Raw genomic sequence first — 26,607 nt, 5'->3', positions numbered from 1 at the left:
TCGCCAGCCCCAGCGCCGATTCGAGCGGCTCGCCCCGCCGCAGCACCGCATCGAGCAGGCGCAGCGCGGCGCGGCGCGCGGCCGTGCCCAGCGGCTCGCCCGCGCGGGTCATGTCGCGCGCCATGTCAGGCGAACGGGTCGAGGGCGCTGGCGCGACGGCGGGTGACGGGGACGGAAGCGGCGCGGCGGCCGGTGGGGGGAGCGATCATTCCCATCTCCTGCGCGATTGCGTGCAGCGCGGCAATGCGGTCGCCGGTGTCGGGATGCGTCGCGAACAGGCTGTCGGCGGATCGGCCGGGGACAATATACAGTTGCTGCGCGGCGGGGACGCGCGTGGCGGTGGCACCGGGAACCGCCTCCGCGCCGCGTTGCAGCTTGGCCAGCGCGCTGGCGAGCGCATGCGGTTGGCCCGAAATTTCCGCGCCCGCGCGGTCGGCGGCATATTCGCGCGTCCGGCTGATCGCCATCTGCACGATCATCGCGGCAAAGGGCGCGACCAGTACCGCCAGCAACCCCGCCCAGCCCGGCCCGCGTCCGCCGCCGTGGCGGAAGAACAGCCCGAAATTGGCCAGCATCGACACTGCCCCCGCGATCGTCGCGACCATCGTCATGATCAGCGTGTCGCGGTTGCGGACATGCCCCAGTTCGTGCGCCATCACCCCGGCCAACTCGTCACGGGTCAGCATCGACAGCAGCCCGGTGGTCGCCGCGACCGCGGCATGGGCCGGGTCGCGCCCGGTCGCGAAGGCATTGGGGGAGGGATCGTCGATGATATAGACACGCGGCATCGGCAGGTTCGCGCGCGCCGCCAGATCGCGCACCAGCCCGACCAGTTCGGGTGCGTCGGCATAGTCCACTTCCTCTGTCCGGTGCATTGACAGGACGATGCGATCCGCGTTCCAGAAGGTGAACAGGTTCATTCCCGCCGCCAGGATCAACGCCAGGATCGCGCCGCCGGAGCCGCCCAGGGTGAAGCCCAGCGCCATGAACAGGGCGGTCAGCGCGGCGAGCAGCATGGTCGTCTTGAAGCCGTTCATGCCGCTTCATATGTGCGGCATTCCCGCACGGTTCAACGCCGCCGCCCCGCCGAAGGACAGCGCATCATGGGCAAGCGCCCCGATCACGTCACCCCGCCCGACTATCTGACGCCCAACACGCCGGTGCCCGAACCCGAACCGATCGAGCGGCCCGACCACGATCCGTTGGGTCACGACCCGGTGCGGTTTGGCGACTGGGAGCTGAAGGGCATCGCGGTCGATTTCTGACCTGATCGCGCCGCCATCCCAGCGAAAGCTGGGATCGTCCGCTTGGTGGGTGAGCCGTCGTATTCGAGAGAGACCCCAGCTTTCGCTGGGGTGACGGTTATCAGGGCTACTCCCCACGCAATGGCCTGGCCAGCAGCGCGCCGATCACATCGTGGACCGCATCGCCCGCCAGCAATCGGCACACCGCCTCGGTGATCGGCATCTCCACCCCGATCGCGCGCGCCGCATCGCGCAGCACGGGGGCGGTGTGCGCGCCCTCTGCGACGGTGCGGCGGTTTGCCAGCAGCGCCGCCGCCTGTTCGCCCCGACCGATCCCGACGCCGAGCGAGAAATTGCGCGAGGCAGTCGACGAACAGGTCAGCACCAGATCGCCCAGTCCCGACAGGCCGGCGAGCGTTTCCGCACGCGCGCCTTTCGCCAGGCCGAAGCGCGTCATCTCCGCAAAGCCGCGCGCGATCAGCGCGGCGCGTGCATTCTCACCCAGTTCCGCGCCGGCGATCACCCCGCAGGCGATCGCCAGCACGTTCTTCACCGCGCCGCCGATCTCCGCGCCGATCACGTCGTTGCTGGCATAGGGGCGGAAATGCGGTGCCGCGATCCGCGCGGTCAGCGCGCGCCCGGTCGCCTCGTCCGCGGCGGCCAGCGTCACCGCGGTGGGAAGGCCGCGCGCCACCTCCGCGGCGAAGGTCGGCCCGGACAGGACCATGACCGGGGAGGTGGGGTGCACCGCCTGCGCCACCTCGCTCATCAGCAGGTGGGACCCCGCCTCGATTCCCTTGCAGCACAGGATCAGCGGTTGGCCGTGTTGTGGCAGGTCGGCAAGCACGCTGCGCATCGCCTGTGCCGGGGTGACGATCAGATTGGCCTCCGCCGTGGCCACATGCGTGAGGTCGCCGGTGGCTCGGATCAGCGGCGACAGCGCGATGCCCGGCAGATAGGCGGCGTTTTCGTTGCGTTCGTTGATCGCCGCGACCAGCGCCGGATCGCGCGCCCATAGCCGCACATGATGCCCGTTGGCGGCGGCGACCTGCGCCAGCGCGGTGCCCCATGCGCCCGCGCCGATGACGCCGACGCATCCTTTTTCCGCTCTGTCGCTCACGCCTTCACCCCCGCTCCGCGCACCTTCTCCGCGGTGGGATCGAGCGGCCAGCGTGGGCGTGCCGCGACGTCGAGTGGATCGGTCAGCCCGGCGGCGAACCGCTCCGCGCCCGCCCAGGCGATCATCGCGGCATTGTCGGTGCACAGCCACAGCGGCGGCGCGACGAAGCGCAGCCCGTGCTCGTCCGCCAGCGCCTTCAGCGCCGCGCGCACCGCGCCATTGGCGGCGACCCCGCCCGCGACGACCAGCGCGGTTGCGCCGCCGGCGATGCGCAGCGCTCGCCGCGTCCGGTCGATCAGGCAATCGACCACCGCTTGCTGGAAACTCGCCGCGACATCCGCCGCGGCATGGTCGGGCGCGGCGCGCGCCACCGCCGCCTTGAGCCCCGCGAACGAGAAATGCGGCTCCGCCGACCCCTTCAGCGGGCGTGGCAGCGGGACGGCGTTCGCATTGCCGCCAGCGGCGGCGCGTTCCACCGCGGGTCCGCCGGGAAAGCCGAGGCCGAGGATCTTGGCGGTCTTGTCGAACGCTTCCCCCGCGGCATCGTCGATCGTTGTGCCCAGCCGGCGATAGGTGCCGACCCCCTCGACCAGCAGCAGCTGGCAATGCCCGCCCGATATTAGCAGCAGCAGGTACGGGAAATCGAGATCCGGGTCGGCGAGCCGCGGGCTGAGCGCGTGGCCCTCCAGATGGTTGACCGCGACCAGCGGCTTGCCCGCGGCATGGGCCAGCGCCTTGCCGGTCACCAGCCCGACCATCACCCCGCCGATCAGCCCCGGCCCGGCCGTGGCGGCGACCGCATCGACATCCGCCAGCGTCACCCCGGCGTCGGCAAAGGCGGCGTGGATCAGCGGCTCCAGCGCCTCGACATGCGCGCGTGCGGCGATTTCGGGGACCACACCGCCATAGGGGCGGTGCGCCGCCTCCTGCCCGGCCAGCCGGTGCGCCAGCACGCGGCGGTCGCCGGTCACCAGCGCGGCGGCGGTTTCGTCGCAGGAGGATTCGAGGCCCAGGATCAGCATCGCCGCTATCTAGGGAGGTTGCAGCCGCTTGTCGAAGGCGGCAAGGCGGTGGCCATGTTCCTGCTCGGCACCCGTGGTTCACCGCTTGCGCTCACCCAGGCGGGGATGGTGCGCGACGCGTTGATGTCGGCGCACGGCTGGGATGATGTCGAGATCGTCGTGATCCGCACCACCGGCGACCGCGTGCAGGATCGCGCGCTGGCGGAGATCGGCGGCAAGGCGCTGTGGACCAAGGAGCTCGACCGCGCGCTGCTGGCGGGCGAGGTCGACGCCTGCGTCCATTCGATGAAGGATGTCGAGACGCTGCGCCCCGACGCGATCGCGATTGCTGCGATGCTGCCGCGCGCCGACGTGCGCGACCGGCTGATCGGCGCGGAGACGATCGCCGCGCTGCCGCAGGGGGCGACCGTCGGCACCAGCAGCCCGCGCCGCGCGGCGCAGGTGCGGCGACTGCGTCCCGATGTGGTCACCACGCTGTTCCGCGGCAACGTCGACACCCGGCTGGGGAAGCTCGCCGCGGGAGAGGTCGATGCGACGCTGCTCGCCGCGGCGGGGCTGGAGCGGCTGGGGCGGCACGATACCGGCGCGGCCATCGCGCTCGACGTGATGCTGCCCGCCCCGGCGCAGGGGGCGGTCGGGATCGAGACGCTGGTGGAGGGCCCCGCACGCGCGCTGGTCGCGGCGATCGACGATGCCGCGACGTATCGCGCGGTGGCGACGGAGCGGGCGTTCCTGGCGGCGTTGCGGGCGGATTGCCATTCGCCGGTGGCGGCGCTGGCGCAGGGTGAGGCAGGCGGCGGGCTGCTGCTGCGGGCGCAGTTGCTGTCGCCCGATGGCGCCTGTTCGGTGGAGGGCAGCGCGCGGGGTGACGATCCGGTCGAGCTGGGCGCGCGGCTGGCGGGGGAAATGCTGGCCGGAGCGCCGCCGGTCATCCGCGACCTGTTCGGCTGATGCCGCCGCGCCGCGCGCTGGTGCTGCGGCCCGAGCCTGGGGCCGCGCGCACCTGCGCCGCGCTGGCCGCCGCGGGGGTGGAAGCGAGCGCGCTGCCGCTTTTCGAAACGCGCGCGGTGGCGTGGATCGCGCCCGATCCGGCGCGATTCGATGCGCTGTTGCTGACCAGTGCGAACGCGCCGCGACACGCCGGAACCGCGCTCGACACGCTGTCGGTACTGCCGGTGGTGGCGGTGGGGGCGGCGACCGCGGCGGCGGCGAGGGCGGCGGGGCTGCGTATCGCGCATGTCGGGACGGGCAATGCGCGCGATGCCGTCGCCGGGGCGCCGCACTTTTCGCGGCTTCTGCACCTGGCGGGACGCGATCGGATCGACGTGCCGGACGTCACCGCGATCACCGTTTACGCCAGCGAAGCGCGGCCGGAAGCGGCCGATGCGTTGGAAATGGCATCATCGGGAGCGGTCGTGCTGCTCCATTCGGTGCGTGCGGCGACGCATTTTGCGGCCCGGATCGCCCAAAAGCGACGGTCGGGGACGCGAATCGCGGCGCTGAGCACGGCGGTGGCGGCTGCGGCGGGCGACGGCTGGGGCGCGACAGCGATCGCCCCCGCACCGACCGATGCGGCGCTGGTCGCCACGGCGGTGCGGCTCGCGATTGACCCGTAACGCGCAGCCGGGGATAAGCGGCGCATGACCGACCGTTCCGGCTTCGAGCGCAGCGCCCCGCGGCCACGGTTCGGCCCCGTCCTGACCATCGCGATCATCGGCCTTCTGATCGGGCTGGGGCTGATGGCCTATGCGGTGCGCAACACCCCGGGCTTCTTCCGCACATCGGCGAGTACCCCGGCCGCCGTGGCATCGGGCGCGACACCGGCCCCGGCGGGCGCGCCGACCGCCGCCGCCGCCGGCGCGCCCGCCACCGCGACGCTGTCGGCCGAGGCGGCCACGCTGGCGCTGCGCGAAAGCGCGCTGGCGGCGCAGCTGGCCAATCTGGAGGCGCGCGCCGCGCGGATCGACAGCGACAGCGCCGCCGCGGCGGGCCGCGCGGGCCGCGCCGAGGCGATCCTGACCGCGTTCGCCGCGCGCCGCGCGATCGAGCGCGGGGTGGGGCTGGGCTATCTGGAGGGGGAATTGCGCGAGCGGTTCGGCCCGACGCTGCCCAATGACGTCAACGCGGTGATCCGGTCGGCACGCGCGCCGGTGACGCTGGAGGACCTGCGCAACAGCCTGAACGCGGCGGCGCCGACGCTGCTGGCCAGCCGCAGCGACTGGTGGAGCGGGCTGGGCGCCGAACTGCGCAACCTGGTGGTGATCCACAAGGCGGGCACGCCCTCCCCGCTGCCGTCGGACCGGCTGGCGCGGGCGCGGCGGATGATCGAGACCGGCAATGTCGAGGGCGCGCTGGCCGAGGTGCAGCGGCTGCCCGGCGCCGCCGGCGCGGGCAGCTGGACCGCCGCGGCGCAACGCTGGATCGACGCGCGCCGCGCGCTCGACACGCTGGAAGCCGCCGCGATCACCGGCGCGATCGCGCCGCCGCGTACCGCGCCGATCGCCGCGGCGCCGCTGCCGGGGGCGGTGCCGTCGCCGGTACCGGAATCGGGCGAGGCGGCACCGGCGGAGAGCGGCGGGCTGTTCTAGAGCGGTTTCCGAGCCGTCGGAAACGGCGCTAGGCGGGGTTGGCTGACGTCGGCCGAAGGTATGAGGTCGCTGCGGCGTCCGTTTCGTCATGCCGGACCCTTCGGCTTCGCTCAGGAGAGCCCTGTTCCGGCATCCACTGGTCCGCATCGTCGCAGGCCGCTGATCTGGCGGAACGGTGGACCCCGGAACGCGTCCGGCGTGACGGCTTCCAGGAGGCGGGGGGTGCGCGCCTCACATGGGCGTGGGGGGTCGCGACCGCTGGACGTCGGTATTGCCCCGGCGGTTTTCGGACTCGCGCAGAGACGCGGAGACGCAGAGAGGAACCGTGACGCGCAGCGTCACCCACGTTCATCAAGTAGCGACAAAGCCGTGTGCGGGCGGCAGGCGCTCCATCTCTGCGCCTGCGCGAATCCACTTTCTTCCGTTTTCCCGCTGTCCCGACCCGGTCACCCGCCCGGCGCGCGCTACAAACCTATGCCGCCGCGAGCGCCTCGGCGATCAGGGCGCGGGTGTTGGCCACGCCGTACAGGCGGATGAAGCTGCCCATGCGCGGTCCCTGACTGGACCCCAGCAGCGTTTCGTACAGCGCCTTGAACCAGTCGCGCAGTTCCGCGAACCCGCCGGTCTTGCCGATCTCGTAGACGATGTTCTGGATATCCTCTGCGCTCGCCTCCTCGGGCAGCGCGGCGAGTTCGGCGTCGAGCCGCTCCAGCGCCGCCACCTCGACCCCGGCGGGTGCGCGGCGCTTCAGCGTCGGGGCGATATGGTCGCGGTGATAGGCCAGCGCATGGCCGATCAGCCGGTCGAGCTCGGGATAGGCGGCGGGGGTCGCATCGGCGACGTAGTTGGCCAGATAGGCCCACACCTGCTCGCGCGTCGCGCCTTCGCCCATCACCCCGACCAGGTTGAGCAGCAGCCCGAACGTCACCGGCAGCGTGCCGTCGGGCAGCTTCCCGTCATGGACGTGATGGACGGGGTTGCCGAGCTTCTCCTTCACCGCCTGTCCGGCGTAATTGCCGCGGAACTGCCAGTAATCGTCCACCGCGCGCGGGATCACGCCCATGTGCAACTGCTTGGCCTTCTTCGGCTCGCGATAGATGTAGAAGGCGAGGCTCTCTTCCGGCCCGTAGGTCAGCCATTGTTCGATCGACAGGCCATTGCCCTTCGACTTGGAAATCTTCTCGCCCTTATCGTCGAGGAACATCTCGTAGTTGAAGCCTTCCGGCGGCCGCCCGCCGAGCACGCGCGCGATCTTCGACGATTGCGTGACCGAATCGATCAGATCCTTGCCCGCCATTTCGTAATCGACGCCCAGCGCGACCCAGCGCATCGCCCAGTCGACCTTCCATTGCAGCTTGCTGAGGCCGCCCAGCGCCGACTGAACGATGCGTTCCCCTTCGTCCTCGAACGCGATCGTGCCCGCTTCGGCATCGACCACCTCGACCGGCACCTGCAGCACCACGCCGCTCTTCGGGCTGACCGGCAGGACCGGCGAATAGGTGGCGCGGCGTTCGGCGCGCAGCGTGGGAAGCATGACGTCCATCACGCCCTGCCAGTGGCGCAGCACGCCGCGGATCGCATCGTCGAAGCGGCCGGAGGCGTAGTAATCGGTGGACGAGGCGAATTCATAGTCGAAGCCGTAGCGGTCGAGGAAGTCGCGCAGCATCGCGTTGTTGTGCGCAGCGAAACTGTCGAACTTGCCGAACGGATCGGGGATGCGCGTCAGCGGCTTGCCGAGGTGTTCGCGCAGCATGTCGCCGTTGGGGACGTTGTCCGGCACCTTGCGCAGCCCGTCCATGTCGTCGCTGAACGCGATCAGCCGGGTCGGCAGGTCGCTGAGCGTGTGGAAGGCGTTGCGCACCATCGTGGTGCGCAGCACTTCGTTGAACGTGCCGATATGCGGCAGGCCGGACGGGCCGTAGCCGGTCTCGAACAGCACCGGCGCGCCGCCGGGCTTTCCATCCGGGTAGCGCTTGAGGAGCTTGCGCGCCTCCTCATAGGGCCAGGCCTTGGATTCGAGAGCGGCGGAGCGGAGTTCGTCGGTCATGATGCACCGCGACGTAGCGGTCGCGCGCCGCGATGGCTATATGCGCGCGATCATGTCCTTCTGGGCCGCGCTTTCCCTGTTCCTCGTCACCGTCGCGCTGATGGAGGGTTTCGCTTATGTCATGCACCGCTGGGTGATGCATGGGCCGGGCTGGTTCCTGCACGAAAGCCATCATCGCGCGCGCCACGGCAACTGGGAGCTGAACGACCTGTATGCAGTGATCTTCGCGGTGCCGTCGATCGTGCTGCTGCTGGGCGGGGTGCAGCTGGGCTGGTGGCCGGGGTTCACGTGGATCGGCGCGGGGATCGCGGCGTACGGCGCGATCTATTTCGGGTTCCACGACGTGATCGTGCATCAACGGATACCGACCCGCTATTTGCCGAAGTCCGCCTATATGAAGCGGATCGTCCAGGCGCACCGGCTGCACCATGTGGTGGAGACGCGCGAGGGCAATGTCAGCTTCGGCTTCCTGGTGGCGCCGCGGCCGGAGGCGCTGAAGGCCGAGCTGAAGCGGCGCGGGCGCGCGGGCGTGCGGCGTGCCGCGACGGGCCGCGCGGCACCGCCCCCGGCGGCGCCGGCACCCGCGGCGTTTGTGGAAGATTAACCCGACTCTGCCAGTGTGCGGCGCCATGGAACAGGCCGTCCCGCTTCCCATCCCGTCGGACGACGACAATCACCGCCACGCGCTGCGCCGCGCGGTGAAGATGCGCGCGCATCTGCGCGACCGTGGGACGACCCGGTTCGAGATCGAGGTCGTCGATTTGTCGGTCACCGGATTTCGCGCGCAGACCAGCTTCACGATGTGGCCCGGTACGACGGTGTGGCTGACGCTGCCGGGCCTCGCCGCGCTGGAGGCGGTGGTCGCGTGGCGCGACAAGACCAGCTATGGCTGCGCGTTCAGCAAGCCGCTGCATCCGGCGGTGTTCGATCACATCGTGGCGCTGGGGAACCGGTAGGCGCGGCGACGCCGCGCCGTTCGCGTAGCGAGACGATTGCCCGGCCGGTGGGCCGGCCCGCCGGCCGGGCTGCCGCTTGCGCGATGCGCACCGCCACCGCTCGCGCGGTGGCTAGCGGCATCAATCGAACAAGCTGCTCACGCTCGATTCGTCGGCGATGCGGCGCACCGCCTCGGCCAGCAGGGGCGCGATCGTCAGGTGGCGGATCTTCTGCGCGCCGGCGATTGCTTCCTGGTTGCCGATCGAATCGGTGATGACCAGTTCGTGCAGCGCCGACCCCTCGACCCGCGCCACCGCGCCGCCCGACAGCACGCCGTGGGTGACATAGGCGACGACGTCCTCCGCGCCGGCTTCCTTCAGTGCGGCGGCGGCGTTGCACAACGTGCCGGCCGAATCGACGATATCGTCGATCAGGATGCAGAACCGCCCCTCGACGTCGCCGATGATGTTCATCACTTCCGATTCGCCGGCGCGCTCGCGGCGCTTGTCGACGATCGCGAGCGGGGCGTTGTCCAGCCGCTTCGACAAAGCGCGCGCACGCACCACGCCGCCGACGTCGGGGGAGACGACCATCAGGTTCTTCTCGCCGAAGCGCGAGCGGATGTCCGCGCTCATCACCGGCGCGGCGAAGAGGTTGTCGGTGGGAATGTCGAAGAAGCCCTGGATCTGCCCGGCGTGCAGATCGACCGACAGCACCCGGTCGGCGCCGGCGGTGGTGATGAGGTTGGCGACCAGCTTGGCGGAGATGGGGGTGCGCGGGCCGGGCTTCCGATCCTGCCGGGCATAGCCGAAATAGGGCAGCACCGCGGTGATCCGCTTGGCCGACGCGCGCTTCAGCGCGTCGATGATGATCAGCAATTCCATCAGGTTGTCGTTGGCGGGATAGCTGGTCGACTGGATGACGAACACGTCCTCGCCGCGGACATTCTCCATGATCTCGACGAAGATCTCCTCGTCCGCGAACCGCCGCACCAGCGCCTCGGTCAGCGGGATTTCGAGATAGTTCGCGATCGCGCGAGACAGAGGGAGGTTGGAATTGCCCGCCAGTAGCTTCATGGGTCGCCCGTCCATGATGGATGTAAGATGCGCGCGCCATAGAGGGCGCCGGGCGTTTGTGAAAGCCATGTGACGCAACGGAGCATGATGATGATCGAGGTCGCCTTCACGCCGACGCCGGACGATTACGTCGCGGTCCAGCGTGCGATGTTCGTGCGCCAGCTGCGGTCGCGCCGGGTGACCATCCGTCTGGCGTTGCTGGTGGCGGCGGCGATCGCGGTCGTGGTGCTCGTCACGCTGCCGGCGGGCGTGGGCGTCGCGCTCCGTGCGGCGACGGGCGGGCTTGGCGGCGGATTGATCGGGGTGGCGGTGCTGCTGGGGATCACCTGGCTGCTGCTGCCGCGGCGGTCGCGCCGGCTGTTCGCGCAGCAGCGCACGCTGCACCACGAACATCGCACGACCTTCGACGGGGAGGGGATGCGGCAGGTCAGCGTGCGCGCGGACGTGCAGATCCCATGGAGCGACTTTCCCTATTGGCATCTGGGGCGCGATGTCCTGCTGCTCTACAGCAACGACTATCTGGCGTATTTCGTCCCGCGGCGCGCCTTTGCCGGGGACCAGCTCGAGGCGACGGTCGCGCTGATCGCGGCGGCGGGCGTCGAGCGGCGCTGACGCGGTTGCCGCGCCGCCGGGCGCTACCTACACGGGCGGGATGATCGTTACCCGTTTCGCGCCGTCGCCGACCGGCACCCTGCACGTCGGCAATATCCGCACCGCGCTGCACAACTGGATGTTCGCGCGCGCGCACGGCGGACGCTTCCTGCTGCGGATCGACGATACCGACGCGCAGCGCAGCGAGGAGCGGTTCGTCGACGCGATCCGTGCCGACCTCATATGGCTGGGGCTGGTGCCGGACGCGGAGGAGCGCCAGTCGGCGCGCTTCCCCCGGTATGAGGCGGTGTTCGAGGCGCTGCGCGCCGCGGGCCATATCTATCCCGCCTACGAAACCGCGCAGGAACTGGACCTGAAGCGCAAGATCGCGCGCGGGCGCGGGTTGCCGCCGGTGTACGACCGCGCGGCGCTCTCGCTCACCGACGACGAGCGCGCGCGGCTGGAAGGGGACGGCGTGCGCCCGCACTGGCGGTTCCGGCTGGACCATGACGCGCCGATCGCATGGGACGACCTGATCCGCGGGCCGCAGTCGTTCGATCCGCGCACGATGAGCGATCCCGTCATCCGCCGCGCCGACGGATCGTGGCTGTACATGCTGCCTAGCGCGATCGACGACCGCGACATGGGCGTGACGCATGTCGTGCGCGGCGAGGATCACGTCACCAACACCGCGCTGCAATTGCAGATGTTCGCGGTGATGGGCGCGGCCCCCCCGGCGTTCGCGCACGAGGCGCTGCTGACCGGGGCGGAGGGCAAATTGTCCAAGCGGCTGGGCAGCCTGGGCGTCGAGGCGCTGCGCGCGGAGGGCGTCGAGCCGGCCGCGATCGTGTCGCTGCTGGCGCGGCTGGGCACCAGCCAGCCGGTCGAGCCGCTGGCCGATCCCGCCCCGCTGGTGGCCGCGTTCGACTTCGCGCAGTTCGGCCGCGCCCCGGCGCGCTTCGACGAGCGCGAGCTGGCGCAGGTCAATGCGCGGATCGTCCATCAATTGCCCCATGACGCGGTCGCCGATCGCCTGCCGCCGGGGATGGACGCCGCGGCCTGGGAGGCGGTGCGCCCCAATCTGGCGACGGTCGCCGAGGCGGCGGACTGGTGGGCGGTGGTCGAAGGGCCGGTAGCTGCGCCAGCGCCCGACGCGGACGATGCCGCCTACCTGCAAAAGGCCGCTGCCGTCGCGCGCACGATCGACTGGGGCGCGGACCCGTGGCACGCGCTGACTGCCGCGCTGAAGGAGGCGACCGGGCGCAAGGGCAAGCCGCTGTTCCTGCCGCTGCGCCGAGCGCTGACCGGGCGCGACCACGGCCCGGACATGGCCGCGCTGCTGCCGCTGATCGGGCGCGCGCGCGCGGTCGCGCGGCTGGACTCGAACACGGGCGCGTGAACGCCTATATCGCCGTGATGCCCACGTTCCTCGCCCGTCTGTCGCCAACCAATGCGTACCGCGACCTGCGCTTCTTCCTGCGCACGCGCGAGCGGTACGAGTGGAGCTTCTTCGCGCTGTCGATCACGATCACCGCGCTGATCATCTGGGCGTTCTTCGTCGATTCGCACTTCGAGAAGGCGTACAAGCCCAACATCATCTATTTCCAGCAATGGACGCTGGACCGCACCGATGAGCAGATCATCGCGCAGCAGAAGATCGACGAGGCCAAGCGCGTCATCGCCGAGCGCGAGCAGAAGGCGCGCGAGGAAAAGCTGCGGCAGGGGTTCAAGCGGCTGGACGAGAAGCTCGACGCGCTGGGCATATGACCCTTGGCTGACGATGCGCGCTGGATGGCGGCGGCGCTGGCGCTGGCGGAGCGGACGCGCGGGCGCACCGCGCCCAACCCCAATGTCGGATGTATCATCGTCGATGTGCACGGCCGCGTCGCCGGGCGCGGGTGGACGCAGCCGGGCGGGCGCCCGCATGCCGAGGCCGCCGCGCTGGCGCAGGCCGGCGCGCGTTCGCGCGGTGCCACCGCCTATGTCACGCTGGAGCCGTGCGCGCACGTTTCGCCACGCGGGCCGGCGTGCAGCGACCTGTTGATCGCCGCCGGGGTGGCGCGCGTCGTCGTGGCGTTGCGCGATCCCGATCCGCGCACCGACGGGCAGGGGATCGCGCGGCTGCGCGCCGCCGGGATCGACGTGGCGACCGGCGTCGGCGACGATGCCGCGCGGCGCGGCATGGCCGGTTTCCTGACGCGGCGGCGCGCGGCGCGCCCGCTGGTCACGCTGAAACTGGCGCTGTCGCTGGACGGCGCGGCGGCGATGGCGGACGGGCGCAGCCAGTGGATCACCGGGCCGGAGGCGCGCGCGCATGCGCATCTGGAACGCAGCCGGCACGAAGCGATCCTGGTCGGCCGCGGCACCTGGGAGGCGGATCGCCCGCGGCTGGACGTGCGATTGCCGGGACTGGAGGCGCGATCGCCGGTGCGCGTCGTGCTGTCGTCGCGCCGCGACGGGCTGCCCGGTGACGTGGTGCGGATCGCCGCCCCGCACGCGATCGCGACGTTGCCGGGCGACCATGTGCTGATCGAGGGCGGGATGGCGACCGCCGCGGCGTTCCTGCGCGCCGGGCTGGTCGACCGGCTGCTGCTGTATCGCGCGCCGATCGTGATCGGCGGCGGGCGGACGCTGGCCGATATCGGGCTGGCCGATCTGGGACAGGCGCACGGGCGCTGGCGATTGCACGATGCGCGCCAGCTTGGCAGCGACCGGATCGAGGTCTACGGGGCGGGTTGAGAGGGTTTATGTTCACGGGCATCGTCACCGACATCGGCACCATCCGCGACGTGGAGCGGCGCGGCGACACGCGCGTCGTGATCGACACCGCCTATGACACGGCGACCATCGACATGGGCGCGTCGATCGCCTGTTCGGGCGTGTGCCTGACGGTGGTGGACAAGGGGCCGGGCTGGTTCGCGGTCGACGTGTCGGGCGAAACGATCGCGCGCACCGCGCAGGGGCAGTGGACGCAGGGGCGCCGGCTGAACCTGGAACGTGCGATGAAGCTGGGCGACGAACTGGGCGGGCATATCGTCACGGGCCACGTCGACGGCGTGGCCGAGGTGACCGGTGTTGCTCCCGAGGGCGATTCGAAGCGCATCGGCTTTCGCGTCACCCCCGATCTGGCGCCGTTCCTGGCGGCCAAGGGATCGGTGACGGTCGACGGCGTGTCGCTGACCGTCAACGAGGTGCGCGACGAACGTGCGGATGAGGGCGGATCGACGCATTTCGCGATCAACCTGATCCCGCATACGCAAGCGGTGACGACGCTGGGCGGGCTGGAGGCCGGCACCGCCGTCAACATCGAGATCGACGTGCTGGCGCGTTACCTGCAACGGATGGAGCATTATCGTGGTCGCTAAGCCCGCGGAACTGGCGCGTCTGCGCCACGGATACCTTTCCTCGCCCGAGGAGATCATCGAGGAAGCGCGCAACGGGCGCATGTTCATCCTGGTCGATGACGAGGATCGGGAGAACGAGGGCGACCTGGTGATCCCGGCGCAGATGGCGACGCCGGAGAAGATCAATTTCATGGCGCGCCACGGCCGCGGGCTGATCTGCCTGGCTATGACCAAGGGGCGCATCGACGCGCTGGGCCTGCCGTTGATGAGCCGCAACAACGGCACCCGGCACGAAACCGCTTTCACCGTCTCGATCGAGGCGCGCGAGGGCGTCACCACGGGCATTTCCGCCGCCGACCGCGCGCGCACTGTCGCGGTGGCGATCGATTCGACCAAGGACAAGGCCGACATCGTGACGCCGGGCCATGTCTTCCCGCTGGTCGCGCGCGACGGCGGCGTGCTGGTGCGCGCGGGCCATACCGAGGCGGCGGTGGACGTGTCGCGGCTGGCCGGCCTCAACCCCTCGGGCGTGATCTGCGAGATCATGAACGAGGACGGGACGATGGCGCGGCTGGACGACCTGGTGTCGTTCGCGCAGCTCCATTCGCTCAAGATCGGGACGATCCGCGACCTGATCGCCTATCGCCGCCGCCACGACCATCTGGTCGAGCTGGTGTCCGAGGCGCCGTTCAAGAGCCGCTGGGGCGGGGACTGGACCGTCCGCGCCTATCGCAACAAGGCGACCGGCACCGAACAGATCGCGCTGGTGAAGGGCCGCATCGACCCGGCGCGCCCCACGCTGGTGCGGATGCACGCGCTGTCGCCCTTCGCCGACATGTTCGGCGAGGACAGCGAGCGAAGCAACATCCTGTCGCGGTCGATGGAGATCATCGCGGGCGAGGGCGCGGGCGTGATCGTCGTGGTCAACCGCCAGCGCGAGGATGCCTTCACCACCGCGGTGCGGCGCAAGGCGGGCGAGCCGATCGACCTGCCGATGGAGGAATTGCGCGACTATGGCGTCGGCGCGATGATCCTGGCCGAACTGGGCGTGCACGACATGGTGCTGCTGACCAACACGCATCACACGCTGGTGGGTCTCGACGGCTATGGCCTGTCGATCGTCGGCGAAAGGGAAATCGACTGATGGCCAATGTGCTGATCGTGGAAGCGCGCTTCTACGACCATTTGAACGACATGCTGGTGGCGGGCGCGAAGGCCGCGATCGCGGGCGCGGGCCATAACGCCGAGGTGCTGACCGTGCCCGGCGCGCTGGAGGTGCCCGGCGCGATCGCGCTGGCCGCCGAAAGCGGGCGGTGGGACGCCTTCGTCGCGCTGGGCGTGGTGATCCGCGGCGAAACCTATCATTTCGAGATCGTCGCCAACGAAAGCGCGCGCGGCATCATGGCGCTGACCATGGACGGCATCGCGATCGGCAACGGCATCCTGACCACCGAGGACGAGGCGCAGGCGATCGCGCGCGCCGATCCGGCGCAGCTCGACAAGGGCGGCGGCGCGGCGAAGGCGGCGCTGGCGATGCTGGACCTGAAAGACCGGCTGGGCTGACGCGGTAGCGGCGGGAGGGGCGGCGCGGATGTTCCCGTTCGCCGGACTGCGCCTGTTGCTGCCGGCGATCGTCCCGTCGTGGCGGTTCTTCGACACGGTCGCGGCCAGCCCGCGCGTCGATTATGCGCTACTCGCCGATGCCGACGACGAGGCGCAGTGGCAGGCGTTCCGGCCGCGCCCGGCGGTGCTGACCGTCGGCGCGATGCTGCGGCGGCTGGTCTGGAATGCGCAGTGGAACGAGGATCTGTTCCTGGTCAGCCTGGCCGAGCGGCTGATCCACGACCCCGACACGGCGACACGCGCGCACAGCGAGCGGGAACTGGTGGTGCGCGTCGCGCGCCATCTGTCGCGGCAGGGCGCGGGCGCACCGCTGGCACAGATCCGCATCCGGCTGGTCGCGCGCGGCGAGGATGGCGAGCGGCTGGGCGAGCAGGTGGTGTATTGCATCGATCCGTTCGCGATTGCGGACGGCGCATGACGCTGGACGGCGCGATCGCGGCGAGCACCGCCATGATGGCGGCGGCGTTCGTCCAGCAGAGCGCGGAGCATCTGCGCCCCGCCGCGCGCGCCGCGGAACGGCGGCTGTTCGCGATGCGGATCACGCTGTCCGCCGTGCTGCTGGCGGCGGTGCCGCTTGCCCCCGTGGCGGTGCCGGCGTTGCTGGCGGGGCTGATGCTGCTGCACCTTGCCATCCTGCCGTTCTTCAACGGGCCGTATAACGGCGGCGCGGACCGGATGAGCCTGTTGCTGCTGGTATGCCTGACGCTGGCATGGTGGCTGCCCGCGGCGCGCGAGCCGGCGTTCGGCTATCTGGCGATGCAATTGCTGCTCAGCTACGCGATTGCCGGCTGGGTAAAGCTGGTGAACCCGGCGTGGCGGCGGGGCCGCGCGCTGCGCGACGTGTTCGCGCTGTCGGCCTATCCGGTGGGGGAGAATGTGCGTGCGCTGGCGGGGCGGCCGCGGCTGCTGCTGGCCGCCGGCTGGGGGGTGATCCTGTTCGAACTGGCGCTGCCGCTCGCCTTCCTGTCGCGCCCGGCGCTGATCGCGGCGCTGGCGGTGGCGGCGCTGTTCCACTTCGCCAATGCCTGCCTATTCGGGCTGAACCGCTTCTTCTGGATCTGGATCGCGGCCTATCCGTCGATCCTGTGGCTCAACGAACGGGTCATGGGTTGAACGAGGATCACGCCATCCGCTCGATCAGCGCCATCGCGCCATGCGGCGCACGTATCTTCGCACCGTTGATGAAAAAGACGAAGGCCTCGCGCGGGCGCACCGGCGCGGGATCGGCGACATAGGGCAGCCCCGCGGGGCTTTCCCCGGCCGCCCAGCCACGCGCGACCTGCGCCCAGCGATCGAGCGCATCGGGGGCGTAGCCGGCGGGCTCCTCCTCGCGCGCATTCTCCAGCCGCGCATAGGTGAAGTCGCCCGACACGTCGGCGAGTGCAGGATGGTCCGCCGAATCGGCGAAGACGATCGCCACCCCGGCGGCGCGGCACAAGGCGACGAATTCCGGCACCAGGAAACTGCCATGCCGCACCTGGATCGCATGGCGCAGCCGCACCCCGCCCTCGGCAGCGGGCAGCAGCGCCAGAAAGGCGGCGATATCGTCGGCGTCGAACGCCTTGGTCGCGGGCAATTGCCACAGGATCGGCCCCAGCTTGTCGCCCAGCTCGACGATCCCCTGCCCGACGAAGCGCGCGACCGATTCGCCCGCCTCGCCCAGCCGCTTGCGCGACACGCAATAGCGCGACGCCTTCAGCGCGAAGACGAAGCCGTCGGGCGCCGTATCGCGCCACCCGGCGAAGCTCGCCGGCTTGAACGAGGAATAGAAGGTGCCGTTGACCTCGATCGCGGTGACGTGGCGGCTGGCATATTCCAGCTCGCGCTTCTGCGGCCATTTCGGCGGGTAGAAGCTGTCGCGCCACGGCTCATAGGTCCAGCCGCCGATGCCGATTCGGATGGGGGAGGTCATGCCGCGACGATAGGGCAGCAAACGCGCCGCGGCAAAGCGGCCCGTTACGGATCGAGGCGGCTGAGGTCGGTCAGGTAATCCTCCGCAAAATCGACCTTGAACGCCGACCACAGCACCAGATGGTCGGACATCTGATAGGTCTTCCACTCCTTGTATTTGGGCAGCTTGCCCGACTTGGTCGGCGTCATCTCGGGCGTGTAGAGCGCCTCGTCCTCGGCGCGGAACACCGCTTCGTAGAAATCGAACACGCCGCCGCGCGGCGTCTCGTCGAAGCGCTTGCCGCGCCACACCGCGATCTGATCGTAGAATTTGTCCTTGCCCATGTTGCTGCCCTTGCGGTCGGTCAGCACCTTGGGAACGACGAAGCCGGCGTCGGTGATCGCCTTCAGCGTCGCATCCTTGGGGTCGAAGATGTTGAAGTCGCCCAGCAGGATCAGCGTATCCGGTTCGGGCGGGCGCACCGCGACCGCTGCGCCCTGACCGGCGGGCGGCTGCGCGGCCTTTTTCGCGCGTTTCGCCAGGAAGTCGGCGAGATGACGGATCTCCGCCAGGCGGCGCGCGTCGAGCGGCTGGCTTTCGCCGTAATAGATGTGGACGGTGCACAGGTCGATCTTCGCCCAGCCCGCGCGGAAGCCGCAGACGAACGGCGTGCGCGCGAACTGCAGCACCTCGGTATCGACCTTGGACGGCGGCAGGACGATCTCGCCCGCCAGCCCGCCGAACGTGACCTTCCGGCTGTCGTAGAGGAACGCCATCCGCTCGCCATTGCCGCCCAGCGCGCGGTCGGTGACGTCGGTGACGACATATTTCCACCAGCTGCCCAGCAGCCCCTGTACCCGTTCCAGCGCGGACAGATTCTCGCGCACTTCCTGGATCGCGATCAGATCGAAATGGCTGAGGATTTCGGCGATATAATAGAAAGCGTCGGTCAGCCGGCCGCCATATTTGCGGCTGTCGAACTCGCGGATGTTCCAGCTGGCGATCAGCACGTCGCCCGCCAGCGTGCGCGGCGGCACCCCCTGGGCGACGATCGCCTGGCGCAACCGCAGCAGCCCCGCGGCGATGCGCGCCCGTGTGGCCGGCGTTTCCCGCCGCAAGCTGGCATAATAGGGCATCGCGCACCTCCCCCCGATCGGACCTGAGCGCGGATGCTAATGGGCGATCGCGGCGGTGAGAAGCCCGCGTGGCCCGAAGGCGAAGATCCCGTCGATGTCGGAAAAGTCGCTGGAGCGGGCGAAGGGATTCGAACCCTCGACCCCAACCTTGGCAAGGTTGTGCTCTACCCCTGAGCTACGCCCGCTCTGGCGCCGTGGGCCGAAAGCGGACGCTTCGGCCGGGTGAGGCGGCGCCACTAGCACCCACCCCCGGGGGCCGCAACCCCCCTGTCGTTCGCGTTACACTTTTTTTCCCGCCACGGGTGCGACGTTGACCGCGCTTGCGCGCGACTCTACCTCACCGGCATGACCGCCCCCACGATTTTGCTCGTCGAGGACGATCCGTCGCTGCGGATGCTGACGGCGCGGGCGTTGCAGGAAAACGGCTTTTCGGTGCGCCCGGCCTCCGCCGCGCCGGAAATGTGGCTGGCGCTCGATTCGGGGCCGGTCGACCTCGTCCTGCTCGACATCATGCTGCCGGGCACCAGCGGGATCGACCTGTGCCGGTCGCTGCGCCAGAAAAGCGACGTGCCGATCATCTTCATGTCGGCGCGCGCGAGCGAGACCGACCGCGTCGTCGGGCTGGAGCTGGGCGCCGACGATTACATCGCCAAGCCGTTCGGCACGCGCGAGCTGGTGGCGCGGGTGCGCGCGGTGCTGCGCCGGCCCGCGCTGGACCGGCGCGCGGGTGCGAGCGACCAGGGGATGCTGACGTTCGATGGCTGGACGGTGAACCTGCCGCGGCGTGAGCTGACCAGCCCGACCGGCGCGATCGTCGACCTGACCGGTGCGGAGTTCGACCTGCTGGTGGTGCTGGCCGACCATGCGCAGCGCGTGATCGCGCGCGAGCGGTTGATCGAGCTGTCGCGCACGCGGCTCGGCGACAGTTCGGACCGGTCGATCGACGTGCTGGTCAGCCGGTTGCGCCGCAAGCTGGGCAGTGCGGGCGCCCCCGCGCCGATCGTCACGGTGCGCGGCGTCGGCTATATGCTCAACGCGCCGGTGGAGCGCCGTTGACCTTCCTGCGCCGGCCCGCGATCGGGCTGCTGGGGCAGGTCGTCGCGATCCTGCTGCTGACGCTGGTGATCGAATTCGGCGCCAGCACCCTGCTGTACGAGCGCGCCAGCCGCTTCGCGGTGCGCGACGACGAGGCGCATCGGCTGGCCGAGCATCTGGTCATCAGCCGCCGCCTGCTGGACGAGCGCCGCCCCGAACAGCGCCCCGGCATGGCGCAGGAGCTGACCACCGACCGCTACGCGCTGCAATGGACCGGCGCGGTCCCGCCGCCGGGGCGGTTCGCGCCGACGCTGGACGAGACGCGCCGCCAGATCGTCGAATGGGAGCCGTCGCTGCGCGGATCGGACCTGCGCGTGCAGCTGCTATCGCCGGGGCGCAGCTCGGTGGTGACGGGCGGGTTGCGGCTGGCGGACGGCAGCTGGCTGCATTTCCGCACGCTGGAGCCGGTCGCGCAGATCAACCTGGCGTTCGAGCGGATCGCGCTGGCGATGGTGCCGGCGATCGCGCTGATGCTGCTGGGGGGGCTGTTGCTGCGCCGTGTGCTGCTGCCGCTCAGGCGGCTGGCGGCGGCGGCGGACGAGGTCGGGCATGGCGATGTCGTGCCGGTGGCGGAGGACGGGCCGGGCGAGGTGAGGCGCGTGATCGTGGCGTTCAACCGGATGCAGGACCGCATCCAGGCGCTGATCGCGGGGCGGACGCAGGCGCTGGCGGCGGTCGGCCACGACCTGCGCACCCCGCTGGCGCGGCTGCACCTGCGGATCGAGGCGCTGGACCAGGATGAAATGCGCGCGGCGATCGCGCGCGACGTGGAGGAGATGGAGGGGATGATCACCTCGCTCCTCGCCTTCCTGGGCGGCGATGCCGATCCGGAGGCGCCCGCCGCGGTGGACCTGGCGGTGCTGTGCGCGACGATCGCCGACGATGCGCAGGATCGCGGGCGTGACGCGGAATATCGCGGGCCGGACCATTTCGAATGGCGCGTGCGGCGGCTGGGGTTCAAGCGCGCGCTGGTCAACCTGGTCGACAACGCGCTGCATTACGGCGCGCGCGCGACGATCGCGCTGCTGCCCGGGGGCGAGACGGTGACGATCCGCGTCGAGGACGACGGCCCCGGCATCCCCGACGACGAACTGGAGCATGTGCTGGAGCCGTTCGTGCGGCTGGATCCGGCGCGTGGGCGCGATACGCCGGGGTTCGGGCTGGGCCTGCCGATCGTCCAGCTGGCGGTCGCGCTGGAGGGGGGCACGCTGTCGCTTTCCAATCGGGCGCAGGGCGGGCTGCGCGCGGAAATCACACTGCCGCACACGGGGCGCGTCCAGCACCTGTGACGCGGATCGTGCCGGGCGGGAAACGAAACAACACAAACCCGCCGGACCGCAGCAAACGGCGGTCGTTAAGGACTGGACCGTTCATCACAGGAGTGATCGCCGTGAACGACGTCCTCGGCCGGGTCTTCAGTTTCGAGAAGCAGGTCTACCCCAACGCGCGCGATCTCTATTCGCGCCTCGCCACCCATGGGCAAAGCCCGAAGGTGCTGATCATCAGCTGTTCCGATTCGCGTGTCGTGCCCGAACATATCATGCAGGCGGACCCGGGCGACCTGTTCGTGTGCCGCAACGCCGGGAACATCGTGCCGTCGTACGGGACGATGAATGGCGGCGTGATCTCGACGGTCGAATATGCGGTCGCCGCGCTTGGCGTCACCGACATCGTGGTGTGCGGCCATTCGGACTGCGGCGCGATGAAGGCGCTGATGAACCCGGAGATGGTGGCGAACATGCCCAATGTCGCCAACTGGCTGCGCCACAGCCATGCGGCGTGCGAGGTGGTGAAGACCTCCTACCCCGATTTGGACGATCAGGCGGCGGTGCGCGCCGCCAGCCTGGAGAATGTCGTCGTGCAGCTGGCGCATCTGCGCACCCATCCGGCGGTGGCGGCGAAGATCGCGCGCGGCGACCTGTCGCTGCACGGCTGGTTCGTCGACATCCACGAAGGCAATATCCTGGCGGTGGACGGCACCACCGGGCGCTTCGCCCCGGCGCGCGCCGACCGGCCGCTGCCGGTCTATCTGGCCGCGTCGCAGCGGCTGGCCGCCGACTTCATCGCCGAGGCGGCAGAGTGATGGCCAGCATCGCCCCCGCACCCGCCGCCGCGACCGCCGATCCCGGCCGTCCCGGCGTGTCCGTCCCCAGCGTCACGTTCCTGGGCCGCGACCTTACCGCCTCGATCGTCGTCTTCCTGGTCGCCATGCCGCTGTGCATGGGGATCGCGATCGCGTCCGGCGTGCCCGCCGAAAAGGGCCTCATCACCGGCATCATCGGCGGGATCGTCGTCGGTGCGCTGGCCGGATCGCCGCTGCAGGTCAGCGGCCCGGCGGCGGGGCTGGCGGTGATCGTCTACGAACTGGTGCGCGACCAGGGGCTGAGCGCGCTCGGCCCGATCCTGGTGCTGGCCGGGCTGGTACAGGTCGCGGCCGGCGTGTTCCGGCTGGGCGGCTGGTTCAAGGCGATCTCGCCCGCGGTGGTCCACGGGATGCTTGCCGGCATCGGCGTGCTGATCGTCGTCGGGCAGTTCCACGTGCTGTTCGACCACCGCCCGCTGCCCAGCGGGCTGCAGAATCTGGCGGCGATGCCCGGCCGGATGCTGGGGCTGTCGGCGACCAACTGGCAGGCGACCGAATTCGCCTTCGCGATCGCGCTGGTGACGATCGCGGCGATGCTGGGGTGGGAGAAGTTCCGTCCCGCCGCGCTGCGGCTGATGCCGGGCGCGCTGGTCGGCGTGGTCGCGGGCACGTTGCTGTCGCTGGTGCTGGGCTTCGACATCGCGCGCGTCACGGTGCCCGATTCGATCGTCGGCGCGATCACCCCGCCGACCGCCGAATCGTTCGCGCGCTGGCTCGATCCGTCGGTGCTGGCGGCGGCGGTGGCGATTGCGTTCATCGCCTCGGCCGAGACATTGCTGTCGGCGGCGGCGGTGGACAAGATGCACGACGGCGTGCGCACCGACTATAACAAGGAATTGCGCGCGCAGGGCGTCGGCAACCTGTTGTGCGGGTTCGCCGGATCGCTGCCGATGACCGGGGTGATCGTGCGCAGCTCCGCCAACGTCCAGGCGGGCGCGATCACGCGGCTGTCCGCGATCCTGCACGGCGTGTGGATCCTGGCGTTCGTCGCGGCGCTGCCGTTCGTGCTGACGCAGATCCCGATGGCGGCGCTGGGCGCGATCCTGGTGGTGACCGGCTGGCGGCTGGTCAGCCTGAAGCACGCCACGCACCTGTTCCGCGATTACGGCGTCCTGCCGGTCATCATCTGGGGCGCGACGCTGGCGATGGTGGTGGCGACCGACCTGCTGACCGGCGTGCTGGTCGGCATCGGCCTGACCATGCTGGAACTGGTACCTCACCTGCGCCGCCTGCGGCTCAAGGTGTTCGAGACGAGCGAGGGCGATGCGCATTCGATCACGCTGGACGGCACCGCGACGTTCGTGACGCTGCCCAAGCTGAGCGACACGCTGGACCGCGTGCCGCACGGCACCGCGGTGCGCATCGACGCCTCGCGGCTCGACGCGGTCGACCATACCAGCGCGGAGATGCTGCGCGACTGGTTCCAGCGCCGCCGCGCGTCGGGGACGCGGGTGGAGATCACCGGGGCGCGTGGCAGGATCGCCACACTTGCCGAAGGAAGCCACGACAAGAAATAGTTTGACACGAAGCGGAAACATTTTCGAAAGTATTACTGCTTTACGTCGGGAGGGTGGCTTAGCGGCTGCCCTCCCGTTTTCGTGGCGGGGGAGAGCGGACGCAGGACACGTGCAGGAGGAGCCTCTGTCGAAAGGGAGGTTCCACATGAAATACACATTCCTCATCCCCGCGGCCCTGCTGGGCCTGTCCGCCGTGCCCGCCGCGGCGCAGGACACCGCACCGCCCAAGCCGGTGACCGTGTCCGGCTCGGTCGGTCTGGTCAGCGACTATCGCTTCCGCGGCGTGTCGCAGTCCGACGAGAACCTCGCGGTCCAGGGCGGCTTCACCATCGCGCACGAAAGCGGGCTGTACATCGGCACCTGGGGGTCGAACCTGGCCGGCTGGGGCACGTTCGGCGGCGCCAATATGGAGCTGGACCTGATCGCCGGGTTCAAGCTGCCGGTCGGCGGCGGTACGCTGGACGTCGGCGCGACCTGGTACATGTATCCGGGCGGGTTCGACAACACCGACTTCATCGAGCCGTACGTCAAGCTGTCGGGCACCGCCGGGCCGGTGAACCTGACCGCCGGCGTCGCCTATGCCCCCAAGCAGGAGGCACTGGGCGCGTGGTACAGCAACGGCACGTCGGCCGCCAACGGCGTCTATGACAATCCCGGCGCGACCGGCGACAACCTGTACGTGTGGGGCGATGCCGCCGCGGCGATCCCGAATACCGGGCTGACCGCCAAGGCGCATGTCGGCTATTCGAGCGGCAACAAGGGCCTTGGCCCGTTCGCGACCAGCGTCGCGCCGACCGGCGAATATGCCGACTGGCTGCTGGGCGTCGACTATGCGATCCCCACGACGCCGCTGACGCTGGGCGTTGCCTATGTCGACACCAACATCTCCGATTCCGAGGCCGCCTACCTCCAGCCCAGCTTCAGCAAGGGGCAGGACGGCGTCGGATCGATCGCCAACGGCAAGGTCGTCGTGTCGCTGACCGCCGCCTTCTGATCGGCCTGTCGGCAGAAAAGCGGGCGGGGCGGGGGTTTGTATCCCCCGCCCCGTTCCCACATAAGGGCGCATCACCATCGAGGAGCGCCCATTGGCCACGCTAGGAATGTCGCCGGCAGAGAAGGAAGCGGTGCAAAGCTTCCGTGCCGAGGTCGTCGAACCGTCGATGACCAAGCTGGTCGTCATCGATTTCTGGGCCGAATGGTGCGGGCCGTGCAAGGCGCTGACGCCGGTGCTGGAAAAGGTGACGGCCGATTACGCCGACAAGGGCGTGGTGCTGGCCAAGATCGACACCGACAAGAACCAGTTCATCGCCGCGCAATTCCAGATCCGCTCGATCCCCACCGTCTATGCGATGTTCCAGGGGCAGCTGGTCGCCGATCTGACCAGCGCGCGCACCGAATCGCAGCTGCGCACGATGCTGGACCAGCTGCTGCGGCAATTGCCGATCGAGGGCGAGGCGCAGGCGCAGGATGCCGAGCTGGAGCCGTTGATCGCGATGGGCGAGGAAGTGCTCGCCGCGGGTGATGCGGCGCGCGCGCTGTCGATCTTCGACCAGCTGGCCGAGATGGCGCCCGATCACCATGCGGTGCTGTCGGGGCGGATCCGCGCGCTGGTCGCCGGCGGGGACGTCGATGCGGCGGAGGCGGCGATCGCCGCGCTGCCCGAAGAAGTGGCGAAGCTGCCGGATATCGAGCGCGCGCGATCGGCGCTGTCGCTGGCGCGATCGGCGCCCGCGGTCGACGATCTGGCGCCGCTGGAGGCCGCGGTCGCGGCCGACCCCGATGATTTGCAGGCGCGCTACGACCTGGCCAACGCGCGCATGGCGGCGGGCGACCGCGACGGCGCGTCCGAAGGCTTCCTGTCGATCGTCGCCGCGGAGCGCGACTGGAACGACGGCGCGGCGCGCCAGCAGCTGCTCAAGCTGTTCGAGGTGGTCGGGCTGGAGGATCCGTGGGTGTCCGCACAGCGCCGCAAGCTGTCCGCCATCCTGTTCGGATGAGCGGCGCACGATGAGCAACGTGACGCGCCTGTCGATCTTCCCGCTGCCCGGGGCGCTGCTGTTCCCCGGATTGCACCTGCCGCTGCACATCTTCGAGCCGCGCTATCGCGCGATGGTATCCGACGCGATGGCGCGCGACCGGCGGATCGCGATGATCCAGCCGCGCCCCGACAGCACCGACCGCGATCGCCCCGCATTGTTCGACGTCGGCTGCGTCGGGCGGATCGCCGAGGTGGAGGCGATGGACGACGGGCGCTACAATCTGATCCTGGAAGGGCTGACGCTGTTTCGCGTCGGGCACGAGATCGACGTGACCACGCCGTTCCGGCAGGTCGAGGGCATATTGATGCCCGTCACCCCGGACGAGACGCTGGCGCTGGGCGCGCGATCGTCGCTGGAGATGGAATCGCGCCGCTTCGCCGAGGCGCAGGGCTATGCCGTCGACTGGGACGCGGTCGGGCGGCTGGACGATACCAGCCTGGTCAACGGCATCGCGCAGATCGCCCCGTTTGACGTCGCCGCCAAACAGGCGTTGCTGGAGGCGCCGGGGATCGCCGCGCGTGCGGAATTGCTGGTCCAGCTGATGCAGTTCTTCGGCCGCCACGATGGCGAGGACCGGGTGACGTTGCAGTGACCGCGCCTGCCGCGCCGATCGACCCGTGGCTGCTGGAGCGGCTGGTCTGCCCCGCGACGCGCACCCCGTTGCGCTATGATGCGGCACGCGGCGCACTGGTGTCGGACGCGGCGGGCGTCGCCTATCCGGTCCGCGACGGCGTGCCGGTACTGCTGGTCGAGGAAGCGCGGCCGCTGGAATAGCGCGCGGTCCGGTAAAGCCGTCCGCGTGCTTCCGCCGGTCAGCTCACCAGCCGCGGATAGGCGGCGCGGAAGGCGGCGACCTTGGGCTTGTCCCAGCGGACGATGTAAGGATGCGCCGGGTTCCGCCGGAAGAAGTCCTGGTGATAGGCCTCCGCCGGGTAGAAGGTGCCGCCCTCGATCCGGGTTACGATCGGCGCGGCGAAGGCGTGCGCGCTGCCCAACTGAGCGATGTAGGCGGCGGCGACGGCGCGCTGCTGCGGCGATTGCGGGAAGATCGCGGAGCGATAGCTGGTGCCCTGGTCCGGTCCCTGCCGGTTCAACTGCGTCGGATCGTGCGCGATCGAGAAATAGACGCGCAGCAGTGTCGCATAGCTGACGACGCGCGGATCGTAGACGATCCGCACCGCCTCGGCATGGCGGG

31 protein-coding genes and 1 tRNA gene are annotated in these 26,607 nt (G+C 70.1%); 23 read left to right on the top strand and 9 right to left on the bottom strand.

The window, feature by feature from the left end; genetic code table 11:
- Positions 1-125: 125 nt before the first annotated feature.
- Positions 126-1,037, bottom strand: a complete 912-nt coding sequence (locus tag AX685_RS08515) for a M48 family metalloprotease (RefSeq protein ID WP_066487542.1) — start codon at positions 1,035-1,037, stop codon at positions 126-128.
- A gap of 66 nt (positions 1,038-1,103) precedes the next feature.
- On the opposite strand from AX685_RS08515, the gene AX685_RS20970 reads away from it, so the two are divergent.
- Positions 1,104-1,265: a DUF1674 domain-containing protein gene (locus AX685_RS20970; protein WP_082740726.1), complete on the top strand. Its 162-nt coding sequence runs from the start codon at positions 1,104-1,106 to the stop codon at positions 1,263-1,265.
- Positions 1,266-1,371: 106 nt separating this feature from the next.
- Here AX685_RS20970 and AX685_RS08510 read toward each other — a convergent pair whose 3' ends face one another.
- Together AX685_RS08510 and tsaD are read right to left on the bottom strand one after the other, a co-directional pair.
- Positions 1,372-2,364, bottom strand: coding sequence for an NAD(P)H-dependent glycerol-3-phosphate dehydrogenase (locus AX685_RS08510; protein WP_066487540.1), 993 nt, complete (start codon positions 2,362-2,364; stop codon positions 1,372-1,374).
- Positions 2,361-3,386 (bottom strand): tRNA (adenosine(37)-N6)-threonylcarbamoyltransferase complex transferase subunit TsaD, encoded by a 1,026-nt coding sequence (gene tsaD / locus AX685_RS08505; RefSeq protein ID WP_066487537.1) that lies wholly within the window; start codon positions 3,384-3,386, stop codon positions 2,361-2,363. The genes AX685_RS08510 and tsaD overlap by 4 nt, the downstream gene beginning before the upstream one ends.
- A 54-nt stretch (positions 3,387-3,440) precedes the next feature.
- On the opposite strand from tsaD, the gene hemC reads away from it, so the two are divergent.
- Genes hemC through AX685_RS08490 form a run of 3 tightly spaced genes read left to right on the top strand, consistent with a single transcriptional unit; the run spans position 3,441 to position 5,974 of the window.
- Positions 3,441-4,337 carry a hydroxymethylbilane synthase gene (gene hemC, locus AX685_RS08500; RefSeq protein WP_066487552.1) on the top strand — a complete coding sequence of 299 codons (897 nt, stop codon included), beginning with the start codon at positions 3,441-3,443 and terminating at the stop codon, positions 4,335-4,337.
- Positions 4,337-5,002, top strand: a complete 666-nt coding sequence (locus tag AX685_RS08495) for a uroporphyrinogen-III synthase (RefSeq protein ID WP_066487534.1) — start codon at positions 4,337-4,339, stop codon at positions 5,000-5,002. Before hemC ends, AX685_RS08495 begins: the two co-directional genes overlap by 1 nt.
- 24 nt (positions 5,003-5,026) lie before the next feature.
- Positions 5,027-5,974 (top strand): hypothetical protein, encoded by a 948-nt coding sequence (locus tag AX685_RS08490; RefSeq protein ID WP_066487532.1) that lies wholly within the window; start codon positions 5,027-5,029, stop codon positions 5,972-5,974.
- 472 nt (positions 5,975-6,446) lie between these two features.
- Here the strand turns inward: AX685_RS08490 and AX685_RS08485 are convergent, their stop codons facing one another.
- Entirely contained in the window at positions 6,447-8,021 is a 1,575-nt protein-coding gene (locus AX685_RS08485; protein WP_066487529.1) for a lysine--tRNA ligase, read from the bottom strand.
- A gap of 52 nt (positions 8,022-8,073) precedes the next feature.
- Here AX685_RS08485 and AX685_RS08480 point away from each other — a divergent pair, with 52 nt between their 5' ends.
- Entirely contained in the window at positions 8,074-8,625 is a 552-nt protein-coding gene (locus tag AX685_RS08480) for a sterol desaturase family protein (protein ID WP_082740730.1), read from the top strand.
- A 25-nt stretch (positions 8,626-8,650) separates the two neighbouring features.
- On the top strand, positions 8,651-8,977 hold the full coding sequence (locus AX685_RS08475; protein WP_066487525.1) for a pilus assembly protein PilZ: 327 nt from the start codon (positions 8,651-8,653) through the stop codon (positions 8,975-8,977).
- Between the two features lie 120 nt (positions 8,978-9,097).
- Here AX685_RS08475 and AX685_RS08470 read toward each other — a convergent pair whose 3' ends face one another.
- On the bottom strand, positions 9,098-10,033 hold the full coding sequence (locus AX685_RS08470; RefSeq protein WP_066487524.1) for a ribose-phosphate pyrophosphokinase: 936 nt from the start codon (positions 10,031-10,033) through the stop codon (positions 9,098-9,100).
- Positions 10,034-10,123: 90 nt separating this feature from the next.
- On the opposite strand from AX685_RS08470, the gene AX685_RS08465 reads away from it, so the two are divergent.
- Genes AX685_RS08465 through AX685_RS08425 form a run of 9 tightly spaced genes read left to right on the top strand, consistent with a single transcriptional unit; the run spans position 10,124 to position 16,704 of the window.
- Positions 10,124-10,645: a YcxB family protein gene (locus AX685_RS08465; RefSeq protein WP_156445728.1), complete on the top strand. Its 522-nt coding sequence runs from the start codon at positions 10,124-10,126 to the stop codon at positions 10,643-10,645.
- Positions 10,646-10,685: 40 nt separating this feature from the next.
- Entirely contained in the window at positions 10,686-12,023 is a 1,338-nt protein-coding gene (locus AX685_RS08460) for a glutamate--tRNA ligase (protein WP_066487520.1), read from the top strand.
- Positions 12,020-12,391: a hypothetical protein gene (locus tag AX685_RS08455; RefSeq protein WP_231738710.1), complete on the top strand. Its 372-nt coding sequence runs from the start codon at positions 12,020-12,022 to the stop codon at positions 12,389-12,391. The genes AX685_RS08460 and AX685_RS08455 overlap by 4 nt, the downstream gene beginning before the upstream one ends.
- Positions 12,392-12,394: 3 nt before the next feature.
- Entirely contained in the window at positions 12,395-13,363 is a 969-nt protein-coding gene (gene ribD / locus AX685_RS08450; RefSeq protein ID WP_269450475.1) for a bifunctional diaminohydroxyphosphoribosylaminopyrimidine deaminase/5-amino-6-(5-phosphoribosylamino)uracil reductase RibD, read from the top strand.
- Between the two features lie 8 nt (positions 13,364-13,371).
- Entirely contained in the window at positions 13,372-13,989 is a 618-nt protein-coding gene (locus AX685_RS08445; protein ID WP_066487515.1) for a riboflavin synthase, read from the top strand.
- Positions 13,979-15,112 carry a 3,4-dihydroxy-2-butanone-4-phosphate synthase gene (gene ribB / locus AX685_RS08440; RefSeq protein ID WP_066487512.1) on the top strand — a complete coding sequence of 378 codons (1,134 nt, stop codon included), beginning with the start codon at positions 13,979-13,981 and terminating at the stop codon, positions 15,110-15,112. The genes AX685_RS08445 and ribB overlap by 11 nt, the downstream gene beginning before the upstream one ends.
- A complete protein-coding gene (ribH, locus tag AX685_RS08435) occupies positions 15,112-15,531 on the top strand; it encodes a 6,7-dimethyl-8-ribityllumazine synthase (protein ID WP_066487510.1) in 420 nt (139 codons plus the stop codon). Before ribB ends, ribH begins: the two co-directional genes overlap by 1 nt.
- A gap of 28 nt (positions 15,532-15,559) precedes the next feature.
- Positions 15,560-16,009 carry a hypothetical protein gene (locus AX685_RS08430; protein ID WP_066487508.1) on the top strand — a complete coding sequence of 150 codons (450 nt, stop codon included), beginning with the start codon at positions 15,560-15,562 and terminating at the stop codon, positions 16,007-16,009.
- Positions 16,006-16,704 carry an HTTM domain-containing protein gene (locus AX685_RS08425; protein WP_066487506.1) on the top strand — a complete coding sequence of 233 codons (699 nt, stop codon included), beginning with the start codon at positions 16,006-16,008 and terminating at the stop codon, positions 16,702-16,704. Before AX685_RS08430 ends, AX685_RS08425 begins: the two co-directional genes overlap by 4 nt.
- Before the next feature lie 7 nt (positions 16,705-16,711).
- On the opposite strand, the gene AX685_RS08420 is transcribed toward AX685_RS08425, so the two are convergent.
- From AX685_RS08420 to AX685_RS08410, 3 genes are all read right to left on the bottom strand, one after another.
- A complete protein-coding gene (locus tag AX685_RS08420) occupies positions 16,712-17,503 on the bottom strand; it encodes a DUF72 domain-containing protein (RefSeq protein WP_066487505.1) in 792 nt (263 codons plus the stop codon).
- A gap of 44 nt (positions 17,504-17,547) precedes the next feature.
- Positions 17,548-18,618 carry an endonuclease/exonuclease/phosphatase family protein gene (locus AX685_RS08415; protein WP_066487503.1) on the bottom strand — a complete coding sequence of 357 codons (1,071 nt, stop codon included), beginning with the start codon at positions 18,616-18,618 and terminating at the stop codon, positions 17,548-17,550.
- A 110-nt stretch (positions 18,619-18,728) separates the two neighbouring features.
- Positions 18,729-18,803 (bottom strand) — tRNA-Gly (locus AX685_RS08410).
- A 160-nt stretch (positions 18,804-18,963) separates the two neighbouring features.
- Here AX685_RS08410 and AX685_RS08405 point away from each other — a divergent pair.
- From AX685_RS08405 to AX685_RS08370, 8 genes are all read left to right on the top strand, one after another.
- Entirely contained in the window at positions 18,964-19,674 is a 711-nt protein-coding gene (locus AX685_RS08405) for a response regulator (RefSeq protein WP_066487501.1), read from the top strand.
- Complete coding sequence (locus AX685_RS08400; RefSeq protein ID WP_066487496.1) at positions 19,671-21,002, top strand: ATP-binding protein; 1,332 nt, start codon at positions 19,671-19,673, stop codon at positions 21,000-21,002. The genes AX685_RS08405 and AX685_RS08400 overlap by 4 nt, the downstream gene beginning before the upstream one ends.
- A 101-nt stretch (positions 21,003-21,103) precedes the next feature.
- Complete coding sequence (locus AX685_RS08395; RefSeq protein ID WP_066487546.1) at positions 21,104-21,796, top strand: carbonic anhydrase; 693 nt, start codon at positions 21,104-21,106, stop codon at positions 21,794-21,796.
- Positions 21,796-23,373, top strand: a complete 1,578-nt coding sequence (locus tag AX685_RS08390) for a SulP family inorganic anion transporter (protein ID WP_082740724.1) — start codon at positions 21,796-21,798, stop codon at positions 23,371-23,373. Before AX685_RS08395 ends, AX685_RS08390 begins: the two co-directional genes overlap by 1 nt.
- 145 nt (positions 23,374-23,518) lie before the next feature.
- Positions 23,519-24,367: a TorF family putative porin gene (locus AX685_RS08385; protein ID WP_066487493.1), complete on the top strand. Its 849-nt coding sequence runs from the start codon at positions 23,519-23,521 to the stop codon at positions 24,365-24,367.
- Between the two features lie 106 nt (positions 24,368-24,473).
- Positions 24,474-25,370: a tetratricopeptide repeat protein gene (locus AX685_RS08380; protein ID WP_066487491.1), complete on the top strand. Its 897-nt coding sequence runs from the start codon at positions 24,474-24,476 to the stop codon at positions 25,368-25,370.
- 10 nt (positions 25,371-25,380) lie between these two features.
- On the top strand, positions 25,381-26,004 hold the full coding sequence (locus tag AX685_RS08375; RefSeq protein ID WP_066487487.1) for an LON peptidase substrate-binding domain-containing protein: 624 nt from the start codon (positions 25,381-25,383) through the stop codon (positions 26,002-26,004).
- Positions 26,001-26,186, top strand: a complete 186-nt coding sequence (locus tag AX685_RS08370; RefSeq protein ID WP_066487484.1) for a Trm112 family protein — start codon at positions 26,001-26,003, stop codon at positions 26,184-26,186. Before AX685_RS08375 ends, AX685_RS08370 begins: the two co-directional genes overlap by 4 nt.
- Positions 26,187-26,224: 38 nt before the next feature.
- On the opposite strand, the gene AX685_RS08365 is transcribed toward AX685_RS08370, so the two are convergent.
- Positions 26,225-26,607, bottom strand: a 383-nt coding sequence (locus tag AX685_RS08365) for a peptide-methionine (S)-S-oxide reductase (protein WP_156445727.1), incomplete at its 5' end; no start/stop codon positions are given.

Origin of the sequence: Sphingomonas sp. CCH9-F2 (assembly GCF_001556735.1) — a bacterium.
Taxonomy (GTDB): domain Bacteria; phylum Pseudomonadota; class Alphaproteobacteria; order Sphingomonadales; family Sphingomonadaceae; genus Sphingomonas; species Sphingomonas ginsenosidimutans.
This window is presented reverse-complemented; position numbering and strand designations above follow the sequence as displayed.

Coding starts and splice junctions, on each gene's coding strand:
- AX685_RS08515 (WP_066487542.1), bottom strand. CDS start 1,037: ATGAACGGCTTCAAGACGACCATGCTGCTCGCCGCGCTGACCGCCCTG.
- AX685_RS20970 (WP_082740726.1), top strand. CDS start 1,104: ATGGGCAAGCGCCCCGATCACGTCACCCCGCCCGACTATCTGACGCCC.
- tsaD (WP_066487537.1), bottom strand. CDS start 3,386: ATGCTGATCCTGGGCCTCGAATCCTCCTGCGACGAAACCGCCGCCGCG.
- hemC (WP_066487552.1), top strand. CDS start 3,441: ATGTTCCTGCTCGGCACCCGTGGTTCACCGCTTGCGCTCACCCAGGCG.
- AX685_RS08495 (WP_066487534.1), top strand. CDS start 4,337: ATGCCGCCGCGCCGCGCGCTGGTGCTGCGGCCCGAGCCTGGGGCCGCG.
- AX685_RS08490 (WP_066487532.1), top strand. CDS start 5,027: ATGACCGACCGTTCCGGCTTCGAGCGCAGCGCCCCGCGGCCACGGTTC.
- AX685_RS08485 (WP_066487529.1), bottom strand. CDS start 8,021: ATGACCGACGAACTCCGCTCCGCCGCTCTCGAATCCAAGGCCTGGCCC.
- AX685_RS08480 (WP_082740730.1), top strand. CDS start 8,074: ATGTCCTTCTGGGCCGCGCTTTCCCTGTTCCTCGTCACCGTCGCGCTG.
- AX685_RS08475 (WP_066487525.1), top strand. CDS start 8,651: ATGGAACAGGCCGTCCCGCTTCCCATCCCGTCGGACGACGACAATCAC.
- AX685_RS08470 (WP_066487524.1), bottom strand. CDS start 10,033: ATGAAGCTACTGGCGGGCAATTCCAACCTCCCTCTGTCTCGCGCGATC.
- AX685_RS08465 (WP_156445728.1), top strand. CDS start 10,124: ATGATCGAGGTCGCCTTCACGCCGACGCCGGACGATTACGTCGCGGTC.
- AX685_RS08460 (WP_066487520.1), top strand. CDS start 10,686: ATGATCGTTACCCGTTTCGCGCCGTCGCCGACCGGCACCCTGCACGTC.
- AX685_RS08445 (WP_066487515.1), top strand. CDS start 13,372: ATGTTCACGGGCATCGTCACCGACATCGGCACCATCCGCGACGTGGAG.
- ribH (WP_066487510.1), top strand. CDS start 15,112: ATGGCCAATGTGCTGATCGTGGAAGCGCGCTTCTACGACCATTTGAAC.
- AX685_RS08430 (WP_066487508.1), top strand. CDS start 15,560: ATGTTCCCGTTCGCCGGACTGCGCCTGTTGCTGCCGGCGATCGTCCCG.
- AX685_RS08425 (WP_066487506.1), top strand. CDS start 16,006: ATGACGCTGGACGGCGCGATCGCGGCGAGCACCGCCATGATGGCGGCG.
- AX685_RS08420 (WP_066487505.1), bottom strand. CDS start 17,503: ATGACCTCCCCCATCCGAATCGGCATCGGCGGCTGGACCTATGAGCCG.
- AX685_RS08415 (WP_066487503.1), bottom strand. CDS start 18,618: ATGCCCTATTATGCCAGCTTGCGGCGGGAAACGCCGGCCACACGGGCG.
- AX685_RS08405 (WP_066487501.1), top strand. CDS start 18,964: ATGACCGCCCCCACGATTTTGCTCGTCGAGGACGATCCGTCGCTGCGG.
- AX685_RS08390 (WP_082740724.1), top strand. CDS start 21,796: ATGGCCAGCATCGCCCCCGCACCCGCCGCCGCGACCGCCGATCCCGGC.
- AX685_RS08385 (WP_066487493.1), top strand. CDS start 23,519: ATGAAATACACATTCCTCATCCCCGCGGCCCTGCTGGGCCTGTCCGCC.
- AX685_RS08380 (WP_066487491.1), top strand. CDS start 24,474: ATGTCGCCGGCAGAGAAGGAAGCGGTGCAAAGCTTCCGTGCCGAGGTC.
- AX685_RS08375 (WP_066487487.1), top strand. CDS start 25,381: ATGAGCAACGTGACGCGCCTGTCGATCTTCCCGCTGCCCGGGGCGCTG.